The 21,307-nt window shown below is 61.9% G+C and carries 18 protein-coding genes and 3 pseudogenes; 7 read left to right on the top strand and 14 right to left on the bottom strand.

The features are described 5' to 3' along the window. Positions 1-106: 106 nt before the first annotated feature. The 3 genes and pseudogenes from F4827_RS34055 to F4827_RS34065 all read right to left on the bottom strand — a co-directional run. Positions 107-427, bottom strand: a pseudogene (locus F4827_RS34055) (tyrosine-type recombinase/integrase); the annotation flags it as partial. 68 nt (positions 428-495) lie between these two features. Then, entirely contained in the window at positions 496-1,002 is a 507-nt protein-coding gene (locus F4827_RS34060; RefSeq protein WP_183733429.1) for a universal stress protein, read from the bottom strand. 67 nt (positions 1,003-1,069) lie between these two features. Beyond that, positions 1,070-1,915, bottom strand: coding sequence for a universal stress protein (locus F4827_RS34065; protein ID WP_183733426.1), 846 nt, complete (start codon positions 1,913-1,915; stop codon positions 1,070-1,072). 484 nt (positions 1,916-2,399) lie between these two features. Here F4827_RS34065 and F4827_RS34070 point away from each other — a divergent pair, with 484 nt between their 5' ends. Next, positions 2,400-2,687: a hypothetical protein gene (locus tag F4827_RS34070; protein ID WP_183733442.1), complete on the top strand. Its 288-nt coding sequence runs from the start codon at positions 2,400-2,402 to the stop codon at positions 2,685-2,687. Between the two features lie 68 nt (positions 2,688-2,755). Here the strand turns inward: F4827_RS34070 and F4827_RS34075 are convergent, their stop codons facing one another. From F4827_RS34075 to F4827_RS34090, 4 genes are all read right to left on the bottom strand, one after another. Further along, the gene (locus F4827_RS34075; protein ID WP_183733438.1) at positions 2,756-3,508 is read right to left on the bottom strand and encodes a helix-turn-helix domain-containing protein; all 753 of its coding nucleotides are present in this window, start codon (positions 3,506-3,508) and stop codon (positions 2,756-2,758) included. A gap of 278 nt (positions 3,509-3,786) precedes the next feature. Then, positions 3,787-4,434: a response regulator transcription factor gene (locus tag F4827_RS34080; RefSeq protein WP_183733424.1), complete on the bottom strand. Its 648-nt coding sequence runs from the start codon at positions 4,432-4,434 to the stop codon at positions 3,787-3,789. Continuing rightward, a complete protein-coding gene (locus F4827_RS34085) occupies positions 4,431-6,446 on the bottom strand; it encodes a PAS domain-containing sensor histidine kinase (protein ID WP_183733421.1) in 2,016 nt (671 codons plus the stop codon). Before F4827_RS34085 ends, F4827_RS34080 begins: the two co-directional genes overlap by 4 nt. Before the next feature lie 158 nt (positions 6,447-6,604). Next, entirely contained in the window at positions 6,605-8,029 is a 1,425-nt protein-coding gene (locus F4827_RS34090) for an MBL fold metallo-hydrolase RNA specificity domain-containing protein (protein WP_183733435.1), read from the bottom strand. Positions 8,030-8,236: 207 nt separating this feature from the next. Between F4827_RS34090 and F4827_RS34095 the strand changes: the two genes are divergently transcribed. Both F4827_RS34095 and chrA read left to right on the top strand, forming a co-directional pair. After that, positions 8,237-8,710 (top strand): hypothetical protein, encoded by a 474-nt coding sequence (locus F4827_RS34095; protein WP_183733418.1) that lies wholly within the window; start codon positions 8,237-8,239, stop codon positions 8,708-8,710. Positions 8,711-8,822: 112 nt separating this feature from the next. Further along, positions 8,823-9,994 (top strand): annotated as a pseudogene (gene chrA / locus F4827_RS34100) (chromate efflux transporter). A gap of 252 nt (positions 9,995-10,246) precedes the next feature. On the opposite strand, the pseudogene F4827_RS34105 reads toward chrA, so the two are convergent. The 3 genes and pseudogenes from F4827_RS34105 to F4827_RS34115 form a co-directional block, all read right to left on the bottom strand. Next, positions 10,247-11,054, bottom strand: a pseudogene (locus tag F4827_RS34105) (universal stress protein). A gap of 43 nt (positions 11,055-11,097) precedes the next feature. Then, positions 11,098-11,316 (bottom strand): universal stress protein, encoded by a 219-nt coding sequence (locus F4827_RS34110; RefSeq protein ID WP_183733415.1) that lies wholly within the window; start codon positions 11,314-11,316, stop codon positions 11,098-11,100. Then, on the bottom strand, positions 11,294-11,929 hold the full coding sequence (locus F4827_RS34115) for a universal stress protein (RefSeq protein ID WP_183733412.1): 636 nt from the start codon (positions 11,927-11,929) through the stop codon (positions 11,294-11,296). The genes F4827_RS34110 and F4827_RS34115 overlap by 23 nt, the downstream gene beginning before the upstream one ends. A gap of 214 nt (positions 11,930-12,143) precedes the next feature. Between F4827_RS34115 and F4827_RS34120 the strand changes: the two genes are divergently transcribed. The 4 genes from F4827_RS34120 (at position 12,144) to F4827_RS34135 (ending at position 16,235) form a co-directional block, all read left to right on the top strand. After that, a complete protein-coding gene (locus tag F4827_RS34120) occupies positions 12,144-12,794 on the top strand; it encodes a BON domain-containing protein (protein WP_183733409.1) in 651 nt (216 codons plus the stop codon). Positions 12,795-12,992: 198 nt separating this feature from the next. Then, complete coding sequence (locus tag F4827_RS34125) at positions 12,993-13,682, top strand: CBS domain-containing protein (RefSeq protein WP_183733406.1); 690 nt, start codon at positions 12,993-12,995, stop codon at positions 13,680-13,682. 138 nt (positions 13,683-13,820) lie between these two features. Then, entirely contained in the window at positions 13,821-14,858 is a 1,038-nt protein-coding gene (locus tag F4827_RS34130; RefSeq protein ID WP_183733432.1) for a zinc-dependent alcohol dehydrogenase family protein, read from the top strand. A 390-nt stretch (positions 14,859-15,248) separates the two neighbouring features. Further along, positions 15,249-16,235 (top strand): zinc-dependent alcohol dehydrogenase family protein, encoded by a 987-nt coding sequence (locus F4827_RS34135; RefSeq protein WP_183733401.1) that lies wholly within the window; start codon positions 15,249-15,251, stop codon positions 16,233-16,235. A gap of 37 nt (positions 16,236-16,272) precedes the next feature. Here the strand turns inward: F4827_RS34135 and F4827_RS34140 are convergent, their stop codons facing one another. The 4 genes from F4827_RS34140 to F4827_RS36115 all read right to left on the bottom strand — a co-directional run bounded on the left by F4827_RS34140 (position 16,273) and on the right by F4827_RS36115 (position 21,293). Continuing rightward, positions 16,273-17,514, bottom strand: a complete 1,242-nt coding sequence (locus F4827_RS34140) for a DUF4010 domain-containing protein (protein ID WP_183733397.1) — start codon at positions 17,512-17,514, stop codon at positions 16,273-16,275. 27 nt (positions 17,515-17,541) lie between these two features. Beyond that, complete coding sequence (locus F4827_RS34145; RefSeq protein ID WP_183733393.1) at positions 17,542-18,498, bottom strand: universal stress protein; 957 nt, start codon at positions 18,496-18,498, stop codon at positions 17,542-17,544. A gap of 546 nt (positions 18,499-19,044) precedes the next feature. Next, a complete protein-coding gene (locus tag F4827_RS34150; RefSeq protein ID WP_183733390.1) occupies positions 19,045-20,772 on the bottom strand; it encodes a site-specific integrase in 1,728 nt (575 codons plus the stop codon). A 365-nt stretch (positions 20,773-21,137) separates the two neighbouring features. Next, on the bottom strand, positions 21,138-21,293 hold the full coding sequence (locus F4827_RS36115; RefSeq protein ID WP_409258903.1) for a hypothetical protein: 156 nt from the start codon (positions 21,291-21,293) through the stop codon (positions 21,138-21,140). Between the last annotated feature and the right edge of the window lie 14 nt (positions 21,294-21,307).

The following is a 21,307-nucleotide window of genomic DNA, read 5'->3' on the forward strand; positions in this document are numbered from 1 at the left end:
CAGATATCGGCCTGCGAAAACGGGCCGGACATAAGCGTGCTGCCTTTACCTGCCAGCCAACATTGTAGAACTGTTTGCAATCCGGGAGGCGTCCACATAAGACCTTCCCTAGGTGGCGAACTGTACTTTCCAGCTTGGTGTATCCGAGAAGCAGTTGCACAGCGCGGAGGTTTTTCGTTCGCCGGTAGATCGACGAAGCCTTGATGCGGCGCATGGTGTGGGTACCGTATGCCGTATCGTCGACGATCCACTGATGAACCACACGCGCATATTGTCGCGTCGACAGATGTGGCGACGCATGCAATCGGCTTGGGAATAGATAGTCGGCAGACTTCAGCCCCCGCGCCCGAATCCATGCCTCAAGGCTCTGACGCGGCTGCTCCGTGATCTCGAACTGAACCGGTCGTTGCGTCTTCTGCTGCATTACCCGTTTATGCTTCTGTTTGCGTCGGCTTCCTCAGTGAAGGAGGCATTGCCGCTGCCGATCTAAAGCGTTCAGCCTGCGATCTTAGTGACGCCCCCGGCGTGCGCTTGCGTCGCGGATTCGCGCAAAAATGTGCGTGACGGTATAAGCAAAATAGGGCATTGGGCGATACGTAGCACCCGTTCGGCAACGCTTCCCAGTACAAGTCGTCTGACGCCGCGCCGCCCATGTGTACCCATGATGATGAGATCTGCATTGAACTCTGCGGCAACGCGGACGATGCAATGCGCGATATCCTCAGCCACCAAGCTCGCCTCTACCGACCGCGCTATGCCCTGCACGCCGGCCGTGATCATTTTTGCCTGTGCTTCCACGCATAGGAGTCGCCTTTCCTCGAAGTAGGCGTCGCGCATAATCGACGGATCGAAGCCCGGTACATCGTAGACCATGACTGGCAGATCGATCACATAGAGTGGCATCAGCTGCGCCTGTGAATCCAATGCGAGCCGGATCGACGTGTCGAGCGCATGCGAAGCCGTCTTGCTGCCGTCGATTGCAACGAGAATGCTGGAGTACATGAGACGCTCCATCAAGACTCATCGGCCATCAGAGCGAAAACGAGCCTTCATCGCCTCGCGAAAGGCGCTAGTGAGACATCAAGACCGGCAGTGTCGCTGTCAGCAGGATGGAGCGCGTTGCGCCGCCGAGCACGAGTTCCTGCAATCGGGCGTGGCCATAGGCGCCCATGACCAGCAGATCGAATCCGCCGTCAATTGCATAGTTGAGCAGGGCATCGCCTGTGGTCTCCGCGGCTCGCCGGTCAAAGCGGGCAATGTCGACGGAAGTCGCGCCATGGCGCGCGAGCATTGCTGCCAGTTCGCTGCACGAAGTCTGTGACGGCGCAGGAGCGAATGTTGTCGACGAGGCTGCGATGGTGACGTGTGCGGCGCTGACGATGAAGGGAATCGCATCGTGCACTGCTCTCGCTGCCTCGCGGCTGCCATTCCAGCCGATAAGCACGCGGGTGCCCACTGTTTCAAAATGCCCGGTGTTAGGTACGAGGAGTACAGGGCCTCCGGCGCCCAGGACGACTGTCTCGGCAAAGTGATCGGCGACAAACGTCTCTGGATCGTCGGGATCCGCCTGTCCAATGATCGTCAGATCCGCGCTGCGGCTGTGACGCATGAGCAAGGCAACGGGATCGGTATCTGTATCCGCGTCGACCAGTGTGCCCACGATCTGTGCGCGCGCCAGTTCGGCCCGAAACAGGCGCTCGATGGCGCCACGCTGCTCCGCACGAAGTTTGCGATGCGCGTCGTAGTAGTCGGCGGTCCCGGCCATGACATAGAACTCTCGCGGATGTGGCTCGAAGGCCGCAAAGACGCCATACAGATGCGAACCGAAAGAGCGCGCCAATTTGAGCGCGAGCGAAACGCGCGTGTTGGCACGCTTGCTTGAATCCAGATGAACCATCAAGGTTTTGTAGCTCATTACGGATCTCCGGGGAGAAGGAAGATGTCACGGCCAGGCACAGGGCAGACGGCGAGTTGAACTGAGTTTAAAAACGGACCTCCATTTGCCGTTGACCTGGATCAAGCGATGACTCGTTATCCATCGCCCGCTACGGGCACCGCCGAGCGAGAGAATTGAGGCAGATCAATCGCAAACCGCGATCTTTTTTTACAGTGAAACCAGTGCATGTCGAAGCGCGCGGCCCGCGAATTGTGTTCAAAGGAGAGGTGAAACATGAACAATCTGAGCCGCTATGATCCGTTCGGGATCGGCAGGACGGCGTGTTGTCCCTGAACTGCCCAAGCAGGCACCTGCCGCGCAAAAGAGCGTGCAGATCGATCGACGCGTGGTGGTCGCCTGGTGAGGCGTTGGCACGTATTGGTCGAATGAATCCACGAAAACAGGCGGGATGCTGAGCGGTCAGCACCACGCCGGTGAGGGAGGCCACGCGATGGGACTGGGAATGCAGGTGGTCTATCTGGGCTTTGCCGGATCGGCCGCGATCGAGGCGGAGGCGGGCGTGCAGTTGATGCGGCTGGAGCGTTTCGGCAAGACGTTGAAGTCCTGTCACCTGGCGATTGAAGAGGTGCATGGACTCGATGCATCGCAGACTTACGATGTGCGTCTCGATCTCGTCACAGTATCGACCGGCTTTAGTCCGGTTGCCCATCATTACGGTAGTGATCCCCTCGTCGCTATGCGTGAAGCTTTTGATGCAGCCGAGCACGAGCTCGAGACGAAGTCGGCATGACGTGAAACACGAGCGGGCATTCCCATGACGGCGCGTGGGTGGCAGATGCCGACAGGAAGCTCCTAGGTCTACACGCGTGCGAGGGCCTGCGCATCGACGATGTGGATCTGCTTGCCCTTAGGTTCGACCAGGCCATCGCGATGAAAGCGCGAGAACATCCGGCTGACTGTCTCAAGTTTCAGTCCGAGATAGCAGCCAATCTCCTCGCGGCTCATCTTCAGATTGAACTTTGCGCCGGAATAGCCTCTGGCGCGAAAGCGCGCCGCGAGATCGAGTAGAAACGAGGCGAGCCGCTGTTCTGCGGTCATCGTACCGAGCATCATCATCAAGCTGGACTCGCGCACGATTTCGCTGCTCATCAAATAATAAAGATGGCGCTGCATGCGGCGGCTTTCGCGGCAAAGCGATTCGAACTGGGCAAACGGAATGATGCACACCGTACTGTCTTCCAGCGCAATGGCTTCGCAACTATGGGTGCCGGAGCAGACGCCGTCGAGACCCAGCGGTTCGCCGGGAATCTGGAATCCGATGACCTGTTCGCGCCCGTCACGGTGCATGACGATGGTTTTGAAAGATCCCGTGCGCACTGCGTACAGACTCTGGAAAACATCGTGTGTGCGAAAGAGCGCCTCGCCGCGCCGCACGTGACGCGTCGTGAGTACGACGGTATCGAGTTGCCGGAGTTCGATGCCGGAAAGATCGGCTGGCATGCAGACTGCGCGTAGCGAACAGGTCGAGCAGCGAGTCGGCAGACACCCCGGCTTGCCACTGCCAGATACCGGATGCACCGGGATGGGAGGCGCTGATGTGGCTGACGCCATAGGTGAAGGAGCGTCGAAGGCGGACTCGGCATACATGATCGTCTCCAGTTCTGACGCGCGATGCACACGCGTGATCGGCAAGTTCTACGCGCGGTTTCGGTCGCGGCGGCTTGACCTGCCTGTGTCCAGTATCGGCATCGCCATCTCGAAAATAAATCGGCGGCGGTGGAAACTGGTGTACGCAAGGAGGAAGATCTGTAGGGCGATTCCTACATACGTGCGACGGTATGCCGCGCGGTGCTATGGCCGGAACCTGGCAGGCGTTTGGACGAGTGCTACTAGACTTCGTCCTGATCGTCGATCAATTTGTGGCGCAGGGCGTAGCGAACCAGCGCGGCTTCGTGAGGCATCTGCATTTTTTCCAGAATACGGACCTTGTAGGTGCTCACGGTCTTGCTGCTCACGCACAAGGCATGGGCGATTTCGGTAATGGTCTCTCCGGACGCGATCCGGCGAAAAACGTCGAATTCGCGATCGGACAGGCGCTGATGGGGGAGCATGTCGGCCGGTTCATTCAGACTTAGCGCGAAGCGCTCGGCCATTGATGTGCTGACGTAGACGCCACCGGATGCGACTTTGGTAACGGCATTGACCAGTTCCGCGCTTGCACTTTCCTTCGTGAGATAGCCCGAAGCGCCCGCCTTGAACGCGCGCACGGCGTACTGCTGCTCGGCGTGCATGGTCAGGACAAGGATGCGCAAGGCAGGTTTTTCATCCTTGATCTGCTTGATGAGGTCCACGCCGCTGCGCCCCGGCATGGACAGGTCGAGCACCAGCACCGGGGCTGCCTGATCGCGAACAAGGGCAAGTGTGGTTGCTGCGTCCCAACCTTCTCCGGCGACTTCAAAGTCGTGTGCGCTTTCGAGAATGCGGCGCAGGCCGTCGCGCACGAGTGTATGGTCGTCAGCGAGCAGTACCTTGATCATGAAGTTGTCTCGTCGGTTTGAAGGGCATCGAGATCGAACGTGATGGAGAGAGAAAAGCCTTCGCCTGGCGCAGTATCGATCTCGACGACACCGTTGAACATGTGGGCGCGCTCACGTATGCCAAGCAATCCGAAGGTTTTGTCTTGTTGTGTCCGATGTAGAGCGTCGCTTCTTTCGCCCGTTGCACCGCAGCCGTTGTCGGCGATGCGCAGGATGCAATGCTGCGCATCGGCTTCCAGACTGAGATCCACCTTGTTTGCCTGTGCGTGGCGCGCCACGTTGGTAAGCGCCTCCTGCACGATACGAAACAGCGTGGAGGCCGCGGCGCTGGAAAACACAACTTTGCCTGTCTCCAGGCGTTTGCGCACCCTGATGCCATATCGGCTCGTGAAATCGTTGGCGAGCCAGTCGATAGCCGATTCCAGCCCCAGGTCGTCGAGCATCACAGGGCGCAGATCGGCAGCAATGCGGCGTACTCCTCGAACCGTGGCATCGATCAGCTTGCTCATGCCTGCAAGGCTGCTTGTGATATCGGGTGCCACGTCAGGACCGAGGCGCTGCCCGAGCGACGACAGATCGATTTTCAGCGCAGTGAGTTGCTGGCCCAGATCGTCGTGCAGTTCGCGCGCGATGCGGGTTTTTTCGGCTTCGCGCACGCTTTGCAGATTCGCCGAAAGCTCGCGCAGCTCTTCACGCGAGCGCTTGAGCGTGTTTTCGGCACGAAGCCGCTCGGTGATGTCGCGCAGCATGACGGTGTAGAGCTTGCCGGACGCTTCCTTGATCTGCGAGATCGAAGCCTCGATGGGAAACTCCTCGCCGTTCGCGCGCAAACCAAGGAGTACACGCTGCTGATGGCCCATCTGGCGTTCCGTCACCCCCGTAACGCCGAACTGGTCGACGTGCTGCGCATGCGCTGCGCGAAAGCGCTCGGGGAGAAAACGAGAAAGCGGCGAGCCAATCGCCTCCATCGCCGACACCCCGAATACATATTCGGCGGCCGGATTAAAGATGACGACTTTCTGGAACTCGTCGACCGTGATGATCGCCTCCATGGAGGAACGGATTATCGCCATCATGCGTGCTTCGTTCAGGCGGGCGTCGCTGATGCTGACTGACGGCGTCAGGCGCACAGCGACGAGCCGGAATGCCAGCCAGGCGCACGCCGCCGCTACTAGTGCCCCCACCATCAGGATCGCGGCGGCGCTGGTCGCAGCACCCGTGAGCAGTGGACTGCCGTCCGCGCGTGTTTCAATTGTCAGCGCGGTGCCGCCTGCAAACAACCGATCAGTTCGCTCAAACCGCTGGTACGAGAGAACTTCATCCCCTTCAAGCGGCGCGCTCCGGTAAAGCTCGAATGGCGGATGATTGGTGCTCAACGTGATTTCGAGTCCTGGCTGGGCCGCCAGGAGCGGCTCGAAGAGCCGCTGGACATCGAGCGCGGCTACGGCAAAGCCGAAGGGATTACGTGATTCGTTGCCGTGCGCCGCAGATCGGTCGTCGACGGGAAGCCACAGCGTGAGTGGCGTCACGGAGGTTGGGCTAGGCGCGGCCACAGCCAGCACAATGTCATCCGGTCGAATTGAGCGGACAGCATCGGGGCGGACGGGCAAGTTGCCCGAACGGGCTGCGGGGCCGGCCCAGAACGCCACGCCGGACTCGTCGTGCTCGCCGGGCACATAGCCGAGCGCGACAACCGCAGTGTGCGAGCCGTCAAGATCGAGGGCCGACACGTAGCGCGCCCAGCTCGCGGCGTCGGGCAGGGGCGTCTGGGCGAGATGCGCTCTCGCACTCCGCAGCACGGCTTCATTGGCGACCAGCGAGAGTCCAATGGATTCGCGCAGAGCCGCAGCGCGGCGGCCGAAACGCTGCTCGGCCGCGCTCTGCCATTGGTGCGCCACGAATACGGCCACCGCGCCCGCGAGGGCGAATACCGCGACAAACGCAGCGACCGCCGCCAAAGCTGGCCGACGGATTTTCTTCCTCAGTGGTGGCGCGTCGGTGACAAATGTCATGGCAGCCGTCTGTAACGAAATGCTCGTGGGCGGGCGAGTCGTGCGTTATTCGTTTGCAAACAGACAGTTTCAACGAGACGGCCCGGTGCGAGAGCGCGTATGCCGCGCGTCTCAATATTATGTCCTCAGGATCGTGGGCGCCACGGTCTGCTGGCGGATCAGTTTGCCGTGTCCGGGATGTGCGTTGATTCGCAGGGCGGACAAGGATGTTCACGAGCCGGCTCTTCCGGCAGTTCAACCGTCTCGAGGTATTCCGGTACGGTGCAATCCCAGTGCAGCGTCTCGACGATCCGGCGACGCAGCGCATCGGCCGCCGCGGGCTCGCCATGCGTAACGAAGGAGCGCACAGGCGGACAGTTCATGCCGGCGAGCCAGCGGACGGTCTCGCGATAGTCGGCGTGGGCGGACAGCGACGAAATCGAAGAAATTTCGGCGCGCACCCGCACATAGTCGCCGTGCAGTTTGATCGCGGGCGCATGGGCTTCCAGCGCGGCGCCACGGGTGCCGGGCGCCTGATAGCCGACGAGCGCGATCGTATTGCGCGGGTCGGGCGCGTACAGGTTCAGGTGATGCAGCACGCGGCCGCCTGTGGCCATGCCGCTGCCTGCGATGATGACCATTGGCCCACGGCGCGAGGCGATAGCCTTCGAATCGTCGACCGTGCGTGTCATGAACGCCGCATGGTCGATTGCGTGCATCTGCGAGACCGTCAGGCGGTGCTCGCCCATGTGACGGCGGTAGAGGTCGGTCACGCTGATCGCCATCGGGCTGTCCAGATAGACCGGCACGTTCGGCATGCGCCCGCCGTCTTTCAGGCGTGCAATGTAGTAGAGAATCTCCTGCGCGCGGCCGACTGCGAAGCACGGCATCACGACGATCCCGCCGCGTGCGAAGGTCCGCGCAAACATCGCGGCAAGTTCGTCTTCGGGATCGGTTGCGTCGTGCAGGCGGTCGCCATAGGTTGATTCGACCACCAGATAGTCCGCATGCGCGGGAGGCGAGGGCGCGCGCATGAGCGGATCCTCGGGGCGGCCAAGGTCGCCGGAGAACGCGATCACGGTGTGGCCGCAACACAGCACGACGCTGGCGGACCCCAGAATGTGCCCGGCGGGCAAGAGTCTGAAACCCAGCCGGTTGCTTAGCGCCACGGGCGAGTCGAATTCGCGTGGCCCGATCAGACGAAGGGTGTTCTCGACGTCGCGGGTGGTATAGAGCGGCAGCGCCGGATGATGTTTCGAGAAGCCGTGACGGTTAGCGAACGCAGCGTCTTCTTCCTGCAGTCGGGCGCTGTCGCGCAGCATCACTTCGCACAGGTCTGCGGTGCCGGGTGTGCAGTACACCGGACCTCGATAGCCGTTTCGCACCAGCACCGGCAGATAGCCGCAATGGTCGATGTGCGCGTGTGTGAGGATGACGGCGTCGAGCGTGTCGGCCGCAAAGGGCAGTGGTTCCCAGTTGCGAAGGCGTAGGTTTTTCGGGCCCTGGAACAAGCCACAGTCGATCAGCACCCGCTTGCCGTCGGCTTCCAGCAGGTATCGCGAGCCTGTGACTGTCTGCGCCGCGCCCAGGAAGGTCAGCTTCATCATGTTCTCCTCGCATTGCGCCGTGCGGCGCCATCGAGGTCGATTGGAGCGCGCTTTAAGAAAACGCGTTTGATCTGCGTCAGATCGAAGGAGTGTGGTCGGGCGGTTTGTATAACTTGAGCCAGATCAATGGCAAGCGGGCCGCTTTTCTTACATTGGGAACACCGGCTGAATCTGAAGCAGCCGGGTTTTCATGGATACCCGACCATGCTTCGCCGACATCGCCCGCTGCGATTTCCAGATTTATTGCCGGCGCTTGCCCTTCTGCTGGCGCTAGCGCTTGTTGCGTGTGCGACCGACGCCAGCCGCTCGGCGTTCCGACGCTCCGAAGTCGATCTGGCGGCCGCCCGCGAGCAGGCTCAGGTCGAATGCGCCGATCCGCAAGCGTGTTCGCAGGCGTGGGACCGTGCGCGTCTGTTTGTGCAGCGGCATTCCGCAACACCTATCGACCACCTGGACGACGACACCATCGAAACACGCATGCCTCACGAGTTCGGCGTAGCCTATTTCTGGGCAACGCGACTGACGGCAGATGACGGGAGGACTGTCATCCGGCTCAAGGGGCTGTGCCGCGGAATGTACAGCGTCGACGGCGGTCCGGGCTGGACCTACGGGAGTTGCGCGGCGCAACTGCGCGAGGCCCAGATTGAGTTTGCGCGCGAGGTGGGCGTCGCTCGCTGAGCATCCTGCGGCGTTGGCCATGACGACAGCCTTGCCCTGTGGGCGGCAAAACGGCATGCTCCGGCTGTCTGACCGGTAGTCCTGCTCCCAATTCGCACACTGACGCCACTTCATGTCCATCGATACCTCGGCTGTGCCCTCGACGCGCGGCCACTCCGCCATGGTGGTCCTGCTCGTTTTCCTGAAACTCGGAGTAACGAGTTTTGGCGGGCCGGTTGCGCACATCGGCTATTTTCGCCGCGAGTTTGTCGAGCGCCGTCGCTGGCTCGATGAACGCACTTTCAGCGATCTCGTCGGGATGTGCCAGTTTCTGCCCGGACCAGCGAGCAGTCAGGTTGGATTTTCCATCGGGCTGCTCAAGGCAGGCTGGCGCGGCGGTATTGCCGCCTGGCTCGGCTTTACGCTGCCTTCAGTGCTGTTGATGCTTGTCTTTGCCGCCGCAGCGCCGGATCTGGGCGGCCGGGCGGGCGACGGGGCCCTGCATGGGCTGAAACTCGTCGCGGTGGCTGTCGTCGCGCAGGCGGTCTGGGATATGGCGCGGCGTCTTTGTCCGGACAGACGGCGTGAGGGCATCGCGCTGCTCGCCATGGTGATGCTCGCGGTACTGGCTACGCCGTACGCCCAGGTGATGGTCATCGCGGCGGGCGCGCTACTGGGTCTGGCTTTGTGCGGTGGCTTGGCGGCGACGTCCCGTGAGTCGCAGACAACAGCCGCGTCTGGATGGCTAGGGTCGCGCAAGGCGTCGGGCGCGGCGCTGGCTCTCTATCTGGGTCTGCTCGCCGGTTTGCCGATGCTTGGCGCTTCGGCCGGCGAGGGATTGCGCCTTTTCGATGCCTTTTATCAGTCCGGTGCGCTGGTATTCGGCGGCGGTCACGTCGTGCTTGCTTTGCTTCAGCAGCAGACGGTCGCATCCGGATGGGTGTCGCCTGCAGCATTCCTCTCGGGATACGGCGCTGCGCAGGCGTTTCCCGGCCCCTTGTTCACGTTTGCCGCGTTTCTCGGCTGGGTGAGCCACGCTGGACCGGGTCATTGGTTGGGCGCCGCCTTGGCAGTCGCCGGCATTTTTCTGCCGGGCCTGCTGCTCGTCGTCGCAGCGCTGCCGTGGTGGGCCTGCTGGCGTTTGCCTTCTACTCGCCGGTCTGGACGAGTGCAGTGCGGTCGCCTTTTGATTTTGCGCTCGCCGCTTGCGGCTTCGTGGCACTGGTAAAGTAGAAGGCGCCACCGCTCGCGGTCGTGCTGTTCTGCACACTTGCCGGAATGGCGGAGAGCGCGTTGCTCATCTAGGCGCGCTGCGCGAGTTCGGTTGCGCTTGCAGGCGAGCGGGATGCTTCACGGCATCATGCGCTGTAACACGCCGTCGTCAAGCACAAAGCGATATAGAGCGCGCCGGCGATGTGCAATGCGGTCAGCACAACCAGTACCCGCGCGAGTTCGACCCAGCCATTTGTATGAAGCGCTCCGGTGACTTTGGCGACAATGCGGTCGGGCTATGGGCTATGGGCGATCGGCATTGCGCTTCACGCGAAAGGCGGCGCTTCAATGCGACATCAGGACCGGCAGGGTCATGGATTCCAGCAGAGTGCGCGTGACGCCACCCAGCACCCGTTCGCGCAGATGCGAATGCGCCCACGCGCCTGTCACCAACAGATCGGCGCTCACATCGCTTGCGCGGCTAAGCAGGGTCACGCCGGTTTCGAAACCATGCTCGCAGACGCTCTCATGGAACGAGGCGCTGACGCCGTGGCGATCGAGCCATCCCGCGGCGTCGATTGCGGCGTTGGTCGCGTGTGCGAGATCGGCGCTGCGTGGCGGCGCAATGACTGCGATCGTTACGTATTGCGCGCGGACCAGCAGTGGTAACGCGTCCGAGGTGGCGCGCGCCGCTTCGCGGCTGCCGTCCCAGGCAATCAGGATGTTCTGCGCGAATGAGGAAAATGCGCCGACATACGGGACGATGACGGCAGGGCGGCCAGACATCATCAACAGGTCTGTGACGAAATTCCCGGCGACATTGACGGACCGGTCCTGCGCGTCATATTGACCAAGCACGAGCAGGTCGGCGTGACGCGCGTGGAGTACAGCGCCCGGCAGGTCGGCCCGTTCGGGCGCGCGCCATTCGACAATCCGGCCCGCGCGCTCGGCAGCGCAGAGGAAACTCGCATGGGCAGTCGCGCGGCGTTGTTCTGCTGCGCGTGCCTCATCGGGGCTGCCGATATGCAAAAAGGGCAGATAGAGACCGACGAGATGCGCGTCGAAGCGATCGGCCAGATCGAGCGCGAGCGCGACGCGCACAGCGCATCGTTCGGTATCGTGCGAGATGCACTAGCAGACTCTTGTAATCCATCGCCATTTCCCTCAAGACGTTTGCGCTGCTCTGGCGGATGCGCTCAATGCGACATCAGAACAGGGACAGGCATCAATCCCATCACCGCGTGCGTGACGCCGCCAAGCAGAATCTCACTCCAGCGGGCGTGACCGTAGGCGCCCATCACAAGCAGGTCGCAGCCTTTGTCTTTCACTCGCGACAGCAAGGCGGCTTCAACGGTAACCGTCGGCGGCGGACGCAAAGCCGCCACTTCAACTTCAATGCCGTGACGGGCCAGCACGAGTCCAATGTCGGCGCCGGGGATGCGGTCGCGTTCCTTGTTTTCGAGTGTGAACGTGACGAGTGAGGTCTGTTGCGCATGTCGCATGAAGGGCAATGCGTCGTAGAGCGCGCGTGGCCGACTGGCCTCCATCCCACGCCACGACAATTCGATTCCCAACGCTCGGAAACTTGCCGGTGAATGGCACCCATAGAACCGGCCTGCCGGCCGCCAGGGTGATGCGAGTCTGAAAGCGGTTGCCCAGCGAGGCGTCCGGATCCTCCGGATCGCTCTGACGCAGCACAATCAGATCGGCGTACCGGGCGCGCGCCATCATCTCCCGCTGCGCGTGCTGCTGCACTGTGCGCCATTCCCCTGTGAGCTTTGTGTCTGCGAGCCGCGACAGGAAATAGTGTTCCAGGGCGCGTCGACGATCGTCTTCGTCACGCATTTGCTGGTCCCAATAATCGGTTCCGAACGTGAACACATAGTCGAGTCGGTGTTCGATCACTGCCGGTGCGTATAGGGCGCTGACATGCGCACGATGTTGCTGCGCCACCTCCAGCGCGATATCGACGCAGGCTCGTGCTCGTTCGCTGTTATCGAGATGAACAAGAATGCTGCGGTACTTCATGATCGACACTCCCAGCGAAAGAAAGACCGGCGGCGTACTCAGCGATCCACTCTATGCGCCGATCCGCGAGCGCGATTGACCTGAATCAATGCGACGCGTGGCTCTCGCGTCCGTCGCGTGATAGCAGAGATTGACCCAGATCAGTTGCAAAATGCCGACCCATGCCACGCTCGGTACATAAGACCGATATCTGTCGGACCTGACGGAGGCAACGATGAAATCCGATCTGCAGATCAAGCAGGACGTTGAAGCGGAACTGGACTGGGAACCGGGCGTGATTGCATCCACGATCGACGTAGAGGTCGAGAATGGTGTCGTGACGCTCAAGGGCCATCCCGCGAGTCTGGGCGAGAAAATCGCCGCTGAGCAGGCCGCGCAGCGCGTGGGCGGTGTTCGTGCAGTCACGATTGAACTGGTGGTGCGCCTGCCGGACGAGGAAATTCGCGGTGATGGAGAAATCGCGAACTTCGCGCACAGTATGCTGCGCTGGACGACGGGCTTGAGCGAGGGCGCGGTGCGCGTGCTGGTCGAGCATGGCCATGTCGTGCTCAAAGGTACCGTCGATTATGCCTGGCAGAGCCGGGCGGCCGCGCGGGCGATCGCACAGATGCGCGGCGTGACCGGCGTTTCAAACCAGATCGAGGTGAGGCATCTCGCCGAACCGGAAAAAATCAGCAAAGACATTCTGGACGCCATGCACCGTCATGCAGACCGCGAAGCACGGCACATTCGCGTATCGGTTCGCGAGGGTACGGTGACACTATCGGGAATCGTTCATTCGTATGCGGAACGCGCCGTGGCGCGCGGTGCGGCTTGGGCCGCGCCGGGCGTCGGCGCGGTGGTCGACGACCTGACTGTGGAGTGAGCTTTTCTGGAAGAGAGCCGGCGGAATTCGCCAGTCAGTCCCATGCGTGTCCTGTTCATCAGTGCGGCGATGGCAGTTGCCGCTAGTGCGACGCTGGCCGCGCTCCTGCGCGAATCGGTTGATTGAGGTCAATTGCGAAGGGGTATCGACCGCTACATTGGGAGCGTAACCAACCCATTCGACCCTGGGAGAATGCTCATGCAAGCTTCGGACATCATGACCACGGAAGTCGTTTCCGTACCAATCTCGGCGAGCGTTTTTGACGCGGCCAACCTGATGGCCACACATCACATCAGCGGTCTGCCGGTGATTGGAGAAGATGGAAAAATCGCCGGCATGGTGAGCGAGGGTGACCTGCTACACCGTGTTGAAACGGGCACGGGCAAGCCGCAACGGTCGTGGCTCGCGGAGTTTCTCCATTCGACGCGCCGGCTCGCGACGGAGTATCTCAAGGAGCACGCGCTGAAAATCACTGACGTCATGACTGAGAACGTCGTGAGCGTCCTGCCGACAACACCACTCGCGGAAGTGGCGGATCTTTTGCAACGGCATCACATCAAGCGGGTGCCTGTCGTCGTCGAGGGCAAGGTGCTCGGGATCGTGAGCCGCTCCAATCTTGTGCAGGCTCTTGCGCATGCTGTGCAAGGTCCTTCAGAGGCGCTCGCTTCGGACGAGGCGCTGCGCCAGCACGTGCTGCAGGTGCTCGGCGGTCATCGCTGGGCGATGGCTGCGGAAGATGTGGTCGTCAAGGATGGTGTCGTTCACCTCTGGGGGACTGTTACGTCGGAAGAAGAGCGCCGGGCAATCTGCGTTAGCGCCGAGCGCGTGGTGGGCGTCAAGGGCGTGGAAGACCATCTCGGCTATCCCACGTATTTCACGCCGATGTAACGGCCAGCGATCGGTCTATGCTGCCCGCTGCTGTCGGGGTGGTTGTCGCCGATCATCATAGTCAGGTGTCGCGCTTTTTATGCGGGCGCAGGCGGCCGCAGTCGTGGCGGCTGGGTTCGAGAATTCCGTGGAGGGAACATGAGAGCACTGGTCTACAACGGTCTGGGGAAGTTCGCGCTTCAGGAGCGCCCGGTTCCCACCTTGCAGGGCCCGGGGGACGCAATCGTCAAGATGTCGAAGACGACGATCTGCGGAACCGATCTGCATATCCTCAAAGGCGATGTGCCGACTTGCGAGCCGGGTCGCATCCTCGGTCATGAAGGTGTCGGCGTAGTGCACGAAATCGGCAGCGGCGTATCGACGCTTAAGGTGGGCGATCACGTGCTTGTGTCGTGCATTTCGAGTTGTGGCCAGTGTGAATACTGCCGCCGTGGAATGTATTCGCACTGCAAAACGGGCGGCTGGATCCTGGGCAATCGCATCGACGGAACGCAGGCGGAATATGTGCGCACGCCGCACGCGCAGACGAGCCTGTATCGGGTACCGGCAGGTGTCGATGAGGCGGCGCTCGTCATGCTGTCGGACATTTTGCCCACGGGTTTCGAATGCGGCGTGCTCAACGGGAAGGTCGAGCCGGGCAGCACCGTTGCCATTGTCGGCGCCGGTCCGATTGGACTGGCCGCGTTGCTGACGGCGCAATTCTATTCGCCATCGCAGATCATCATGATCGACATGGATCCCAATCGTCTCGCGTGCGCGAAGCGATTTGGCGCCACAGCATGCCTCGATCCGCGCGCGGGCGATGTGGCGGATGCCGTGATGAAACTTACGGACGGTGTGGGCGTGGACTGCGCGATCGAGGCCGTTGGCGTGCCAGCGACGTTCGAGCTTTGCGAGCAACTCGTGGCTCCCGGCGGGGTCGTTGCTAACGTGGGAGTGCACGGCGTACCGGCATCAATTTTCCTCGACAAGCTCTGGGATCGTAACGTCACGATCACCACGAGGCTCGTCGACACGGTCAGCACGCCAATGCTGCTCAAGACAGTGTGCGCCGGCCGCATCGATCCCGGGCGACTGATTACCAACCGATTTGCTTTCGAAGAGGCGGCGAAAGCCTACGAGACGTTCTCTCACGCTGCCGATACGCACGCGCTGAAAGTGATTATCGAGATGTGATGCGCGAGTTTGTGTTCGCATGTGCAGCAAGGAGATCGGTACAGTGACACTCAATGGACATATCGACGCTACGGGCTGGAGTGTTGATGCCCGTACGTCACCCACACCCGAAGGCGGTTTTTCGTGCGAAATCGTCGTTGCGCATGAGGCAGCTCAGCAACGGACTACGCATACATTCGTCCATCATCGTACTTTCAAAACCGAGCACGAGGCCCTGCTGGAAGGGCTGCGTGAAGGCATGGTGTGGGTCGATCTAAGACATCGGCACGCGTTCGACATGTAGGCATGTGTGCATGCCCTGACTTCGCTCTGGAGTTCATTCGTATTTCGCCAAGTCCGGTGTTGATTGTGCGGTGCTGACCCTCGTGACGCTGGGATCAGGAGTGGAACGTGAGAGCGATGGTTTTTGATGGCGAGAGTCCTGTCCTTCGTGAAACCCAGTTGCCGGATCCCTCGCCGCGCGAGGGGCAACTATTGATCGACGTGGCTGCTTGCGGTGTATGTCGCACCGATCTTCACGTCATCGACGCTGACCTTGAGAACCCGAAGCGACCTTTGATTCCCGGCCACGAAATCGTCGGTCGGGTTGCTGCACTCGGACGTGGCGTAACGGGTTTCGCTATTGGCGATCGCGTCGGCGTTCCGTGGCTCGGCCATACATGCGGTCATTGCCGGTTCTGTGTTCATGGTCGAGAAAACCTATGCGACGCGCCTGGATTCACTGGCTACACGATCGACGGCGGCTACGCGACGCGTACTGTCGCGGATGCACGCTATTGCCTTCACTTGCCGGGACAATACAGTCATATCGAAGCTGCGCCATTGTTGTGCGCCGGGCTGATCGGCTTTCGTTCGCTCGTGATGGCGGGTGACGCTGAGCGTATCGGCATTTATGGCTTCGGTGCCGCGGCCCACATCGTGGCGCAGGTAGCGCAGCATCAGGGCCGGAGCGTCTACGCCTTCACGCGTCCCGGCGACGTCGCGGCGCAGGAATTCGCACGACGGCTCGGCGTCGCCTGGGCCGGCGGTAGCGATGAACGGGCGCCCGTCGAACTCGATGCCGCGCTGCTGTTTGCCCCAGTCGGCGCACTTGTGCCGGCAGCATTGCGCGCGCTCGCAAAAGGCGGGACGGTGGTCTGCGGTGGCATTCATATGAGCGACATCCCGTCGTTCCCTTATGCGTGGCTATGGGGCGAACGGCGCATTGTTTCCGTTGCCAACCTCACGCGCGAAGATGGCATGCGATTCATGAGCATCGCCGGGAAACACAAGCTCTCGATACAGGTAACGGAATATCCGCTCTCCAGTGCCAATCAGGCGCTCGCTGATCTGCGAGAAGGCAGGCTGACTGGCGCGGCGGTACTGACGATGGATTGAGCTTGCTGCGTTGATCAATCGAATGCGTGTGTTGGGCTTAGTGCTCGATGGCCCAGACCGCCCAGACCGCCGCGACGATAAATAATTGCCCGGATATCACGATTACCGCGAATGCGCGCGTGCCTAGAAAAATCGCCACGGCACATTTGGTCAAGGCATTCGACGTCACCGTGACGAGAACGGGAAGTACCGCCTCTTTTGGCGCAATCAGCGCTTGAGCGGCCAGAGACGCAACGGAAGCTGCGGTGGAATGGGCGTCTGCCAGGCCGCCGATAGCTGCGGTGATGGCGATCCCCGCGTTACCAAGCCAACGCGTTAGCAGCACGCTGGTCAGCGTGAGTATCATGAGCGTCGCGGCGAGGATCAGGGCGGCCTTGATATCGACGGCACGTCCAACCACCATTGCCTCATGGGCTGGACTCCGGGACGCGAACCACGTCACGACAAGACCGAAGACGAGCGACGCAATGGTGCCAGCCGCGAGCGACGGGCCGAGTGGGAGCAGCAGGGGTTTGAATACGACGCCGACGACTGCACATAGCTGGGTGAGTGTCGCTACGGAGGACAAAGCGGCTGCAGCCGCCATTGGCAGTGGGGTGGCGGGAGACGCTTTGGCGCGGCGTCCCATCGCGGCTATTGTCGCCACGCTGGAAACAAAACCACCCAGAAGCCCGGCGAACGCTAAACCAATGCGCGGCCCCAGGGCAACCTGGGAAATGTGGCCCATGGTGCTGATCAACATTACCAGCACGGCGAATCGCCATACGGTCTGCGGGTTGATGGCGCCGAAGACGTCGACGGCGTGATCGGGCAGCATCGGAAGGATAACGAGGGCAGACGCCGCGAGCGTTAGCAGATCGAAGACTTCTTCACGTCCCAGTCTGGACGTCACAAAATCGTGCAGTTGTGAGCGGGCGGCGAGCACGATCGTTAGAATCACGCCCAACGCCGCCGCCAGTGTGGCGTCGGCAACGGCGAGGCCACCCAGCAGCAATGTGGCAATCATCGCTGATTCAGTGGTCAGTCCCGGATCGTCGCTTGGTCGTAGGTACGCGGCCGTGCTGAGTGCGCTCAACGCCAGGGTTGACGCGACCGTGAGCAGCGTGCCGCCCAGGCGCATGCTGATCGCACCCACGACGGCAATGACAACGAACGTGCGGATGCCTGCCGCCGCGCGTGTTGCCCCGGTTCCTTTTCGACGCTCCCGTTCAGCGCCTACGAGAAGACCGATGCCGAGCGCAACCGCAAAAGGCATGTATTCGGCGCTGGGCGAGTTCATGTCGTCGCTTCCGTGAATCGCACGCGACTACTTCGCTGGCGGTACGAGCAACATTGGAGTGGAAGTTAGCCTTGTCATGCGTTCCGCGACACTGCCGAGTATCCAGCGCGTCAAACCGCGGCGCCGGTGTGTTCCGACTACGAGCAGTTGTGCGTTCCATCGCATTGCTTCACGATTGAGTGCTTGCGGTACATCATCGAATGAGCTTGCAGTCCTGAGCACGGCAGTTTCGATTTGCCATCCTTTCTGGCGATACGCGTCAAGTTTGGCGTGCGCGTTTGCGATGGCCGTATTTCCGACCTCTCTGAGCGCATCTTCAAGACGGGTTTCAAGGCTTCCTGTGCCGAAGGCCAGGAGACGATCAACGACGTAGATGACCCGCCAGTGGGCCTGCGATGTCGCCAGTCGAGCCGCAATGGGGAGAGCCGCGAGCGACTCGTTGCTGCCATCGGTGGCGAACATAATGCGTGAGGGTTGCTCATCGGCATTGAGTTCGTACGCTGCTGGGATGATTAACACCGGCCAGCGAAGCAACTGCGTGAATGGTGCGCAAACTTCTCCAACTACCCAGCGTATCAGGCGTCGATGCTGGTGGCTGCCAAGAACGACCAGATCCACTGCGTAACGTTCGGCGACTTCATCGAGTGCCTCGACGATGTTCCCGTCTTTTTTGCAGAGATCGATGACCTCTCCTTCGACGCGTGCGCCGCACTGATCCAGTGATGCGCGCGCTGCCTTGACAGCTTCGTCAGCATCCCGACGCAGTTCGCTCCTCGCTGCGTCCAAAGTCCGGCCGGACCATGATCCGAGGGGCGCGAACGAGCGTGGGTCTTCCGCCACGCTCACGATAAGTACGGTCATATTTGATCGCAACAGCGATCGGAGATATTGCAGAGCGACAGTTGATGCTGGCGAGGCGTCGACCGCAACCAGGATGTTCGAAATCACTGGTAGCGACGTGGAGTCATTCGTAAGGGCGGTCATCGCTGTCTCGATCGGTAGGCAAGTGGCATGTCTACATTGAAACGTAGCTGCCGCGCGCGATTGACAAAGGTCAACTGAACGCCTTTTGAGGGCCGATTGCTCGGTCGGCTGATATGCAGCGAGTGTTTGCGCGCGCCGACCTTAAGCGTGACGTCAAAATGTTTCTTGGCGCTGGTACAGGCGTGTTTTGGCGCCGTGTCAACGGGAATCAAGGCTATTTGGGACTGCCTCGTCGGGTGTGTTAGGAGCGTCAGCGAGTTATGGCAGAGGATGCGCGAAAGTGAGCTTCCTCGAGGCGACTGGCCGCAATCTGCCTCAGATCGGCCCCTCTTTGTGCCGACGCGGCTGACCGTTCATGGCCCGCAATCGGTCTGTGCCGGCGCAGCAAAGCACGTCTGTCATAAACGCATCTAACGGTCAGCTGCGGTAATCCTTTGCGAGCAGCCCGACGGCTGCATCCGTCTGCAGGGTGTCGGATTCCCAGCGCGAGCGAGCTGCCTCCTACGTGCTCTCGGGCGAGGTGAGTCGATTCGGGAGTCGCAGCAGTTACTTGCGGCCCGAAAACGCATCCCCGATCTGCCGCGCGCGCTTGACCTCGTCGCTGTGCAGATAGATCGATGTCGTCGACACCGAGGCGTGTCGCAGGTTGTCCCGCACTGTCGTCAGTTCTGCGCCGCGGCCGAGCGCGTGCGTAGCGTGCGTGTGGCGCATCCAGTGCGGGCTCGCCCGACGCAGCTTCTCCGCGAGCGGCGCGTGATCCGCCTCGATTGCCTTGGCGGCCAGCAGGAAGAAGCGGCGCATCACCATCCACAGGCGCACGCTGCTGATGCTCGTACCCGCTGCCCCCGCGCTATCCGCTTCGAGATTGCCGATGACCGGCGTTTCCGGGCGCCAGTGCAGCTGCGTGACCGGCAGTCCGCGTTCGGCCAGATAGCGCGCGAGCGCGTCCCAAGCAAGCGGCGGCAGCGCGACGCGCGCCAGTTTTTTCCCCTTGCCGGTGACGCGCAGCCAGTAATCGCCGCGCGGATCGGTCTCGACGTGGCCGAGCGCGGCGCCGACGAGCTCACTGGCACGCAAGCCAGTCGCGTACCCGAAGTCCAGCAGGAACCGCAGCCGCTGTGCAGCGGCCGCTGACCAGCCGTACGACCATTCCAGGCCGTCAGCGATCGTCCGCACGAGCGCCCATTCGCCTTCGCTGAAGGCGTGCGAAACATCAAGTACGTTCGATCCGGTCGCGTCCCGCACCTTGACGCCCGCAAACGGATTGGCCAGCACATAACGCTGCTCGATCAGCCAGCGGAACAGGGCGCCCAGGATCGACAGTGCGTGTGCGACGGAACGCGCGGAGAGGCTGCCATTGAACGGCCGCCAGTCGGGCGAGCTACGTGGGCGCACCGGCCCGACCCAGCGTCCGTGCGGTGTCGGATGACGCAGGAAGGCGCGATACGCGATGGCATCCTCGGTCGTCAGTGAGGACAGCGCGCGGCCGCGCTCCACGATGGCCCAGAGGATCAGCCGCTCAGCTTCCTTGCGGTAGGTACGCTGCGTCGCCGGTGATTCGTGCAGCGCGAGCCAGGTCTGGACGGCCTGGTAGTCGTTGGTCGCATCGAGCGTGCAGGTCGCGGCGGGCGCACGGAAGGTGCCTTCGGAGCCGTCAACCTCGTGCGGCAGGCTGATCGATTCCCACGGCACGACGGGACCCTGCCGGCTGGCGACGATCAGTGCGCGCGCCTTTTCGGTGAGCGCGGGCCACGCAGCAAAGAACGCTTCGATCGCCTGCGCGCTCGCCGCACCCAGGCCCGGCACCACTTTCCACCACTGGCGGCGGCGCGGGATGCGCACGGTGAGATCGGCCAGCGTCGTGATCCCGTAGGCCTGGAGCACGCGCACGGCGCGCTGCGCGAACCACTGCGCGATGTCGTCGGCGATCTGCGGCTCGCGCGGCCGGGCGGTACGCAGAATGTCGATGGCCTGGGCGACCGCTTTCGCTTGCTGCGTCCGCTCTTGCGCAGGATGATCGAGCATGGTGGCCAGATCGTCACGGTGTGCAGCACGCGCGAGCGCGACCAGCCGGCGCCGGATCCGGCCGAGCACGCCGCGTGCCGATTTGCCGTCACCCAGCGCCGAAGGCAGATAGCGCTCGACCGCGGGACGCACGGCCACGCCGGCGTACCACGCGCGTAGGACGGCCAGTTCGGCAGCATCGGGGAAACCGGACGAATCGTTATCGTCAGGACGGGGCGGAGCGGGCAGCGGGATGTGACGCGTTTTCATATATTTGAGTTTAATCGATAAACGCATACCTTATGATAAGAAGGATTATCTTAATGGTAGCCTGCGGTGAACGTGTTTCCACAAGCGCATTGAATCCGGATCGCGGTTGAACCCGTTCCGGTTGCCCGAATGACGTACTCACGGCACTACGCATTCGGCTGGTTTCTCCGGGGGTGTGGACGCCGCCGGCACAGGTGATTGACTTGGCGCGGCGCCGCTGTGTCCGCCTGATGATGCCGGTTCCCGTATTACCTCGCCTTGGGGGGGCGATGGATTTTCTAATGCAGGAGACCTCGTCGCGGCGGTTTTGCAATTTAGCCCGTGGCCGCGCTACCGCCCGTTACGCTGACGACCGCCGCTGTGCCTCATCTTGGCCCGAACAGGGGATTCTCAGCCCGAAACGGCGAACGGTCCACCGCCTGCAGATGCCAGAGCCACGCACTGGCTGCCTGCGACGCGCCCTCTGGCCACGTGACTTCCCCTTCGGCCGAACTGACTTCCTCGTGTCGGTCCACGCCCAGACCACGTAGCGTGC

The organism is Paraburkholderia bannensis, assembly GCF_014200455.1.
In the GTDB taxonomy this organism is placed as follows: Bacteria; Pseudomonadota; Gammaproteobacteria; order Burkholderiales; family Burkholderiaceae; genus Paraburkholderia; species Paraburkholderia bannensis_A.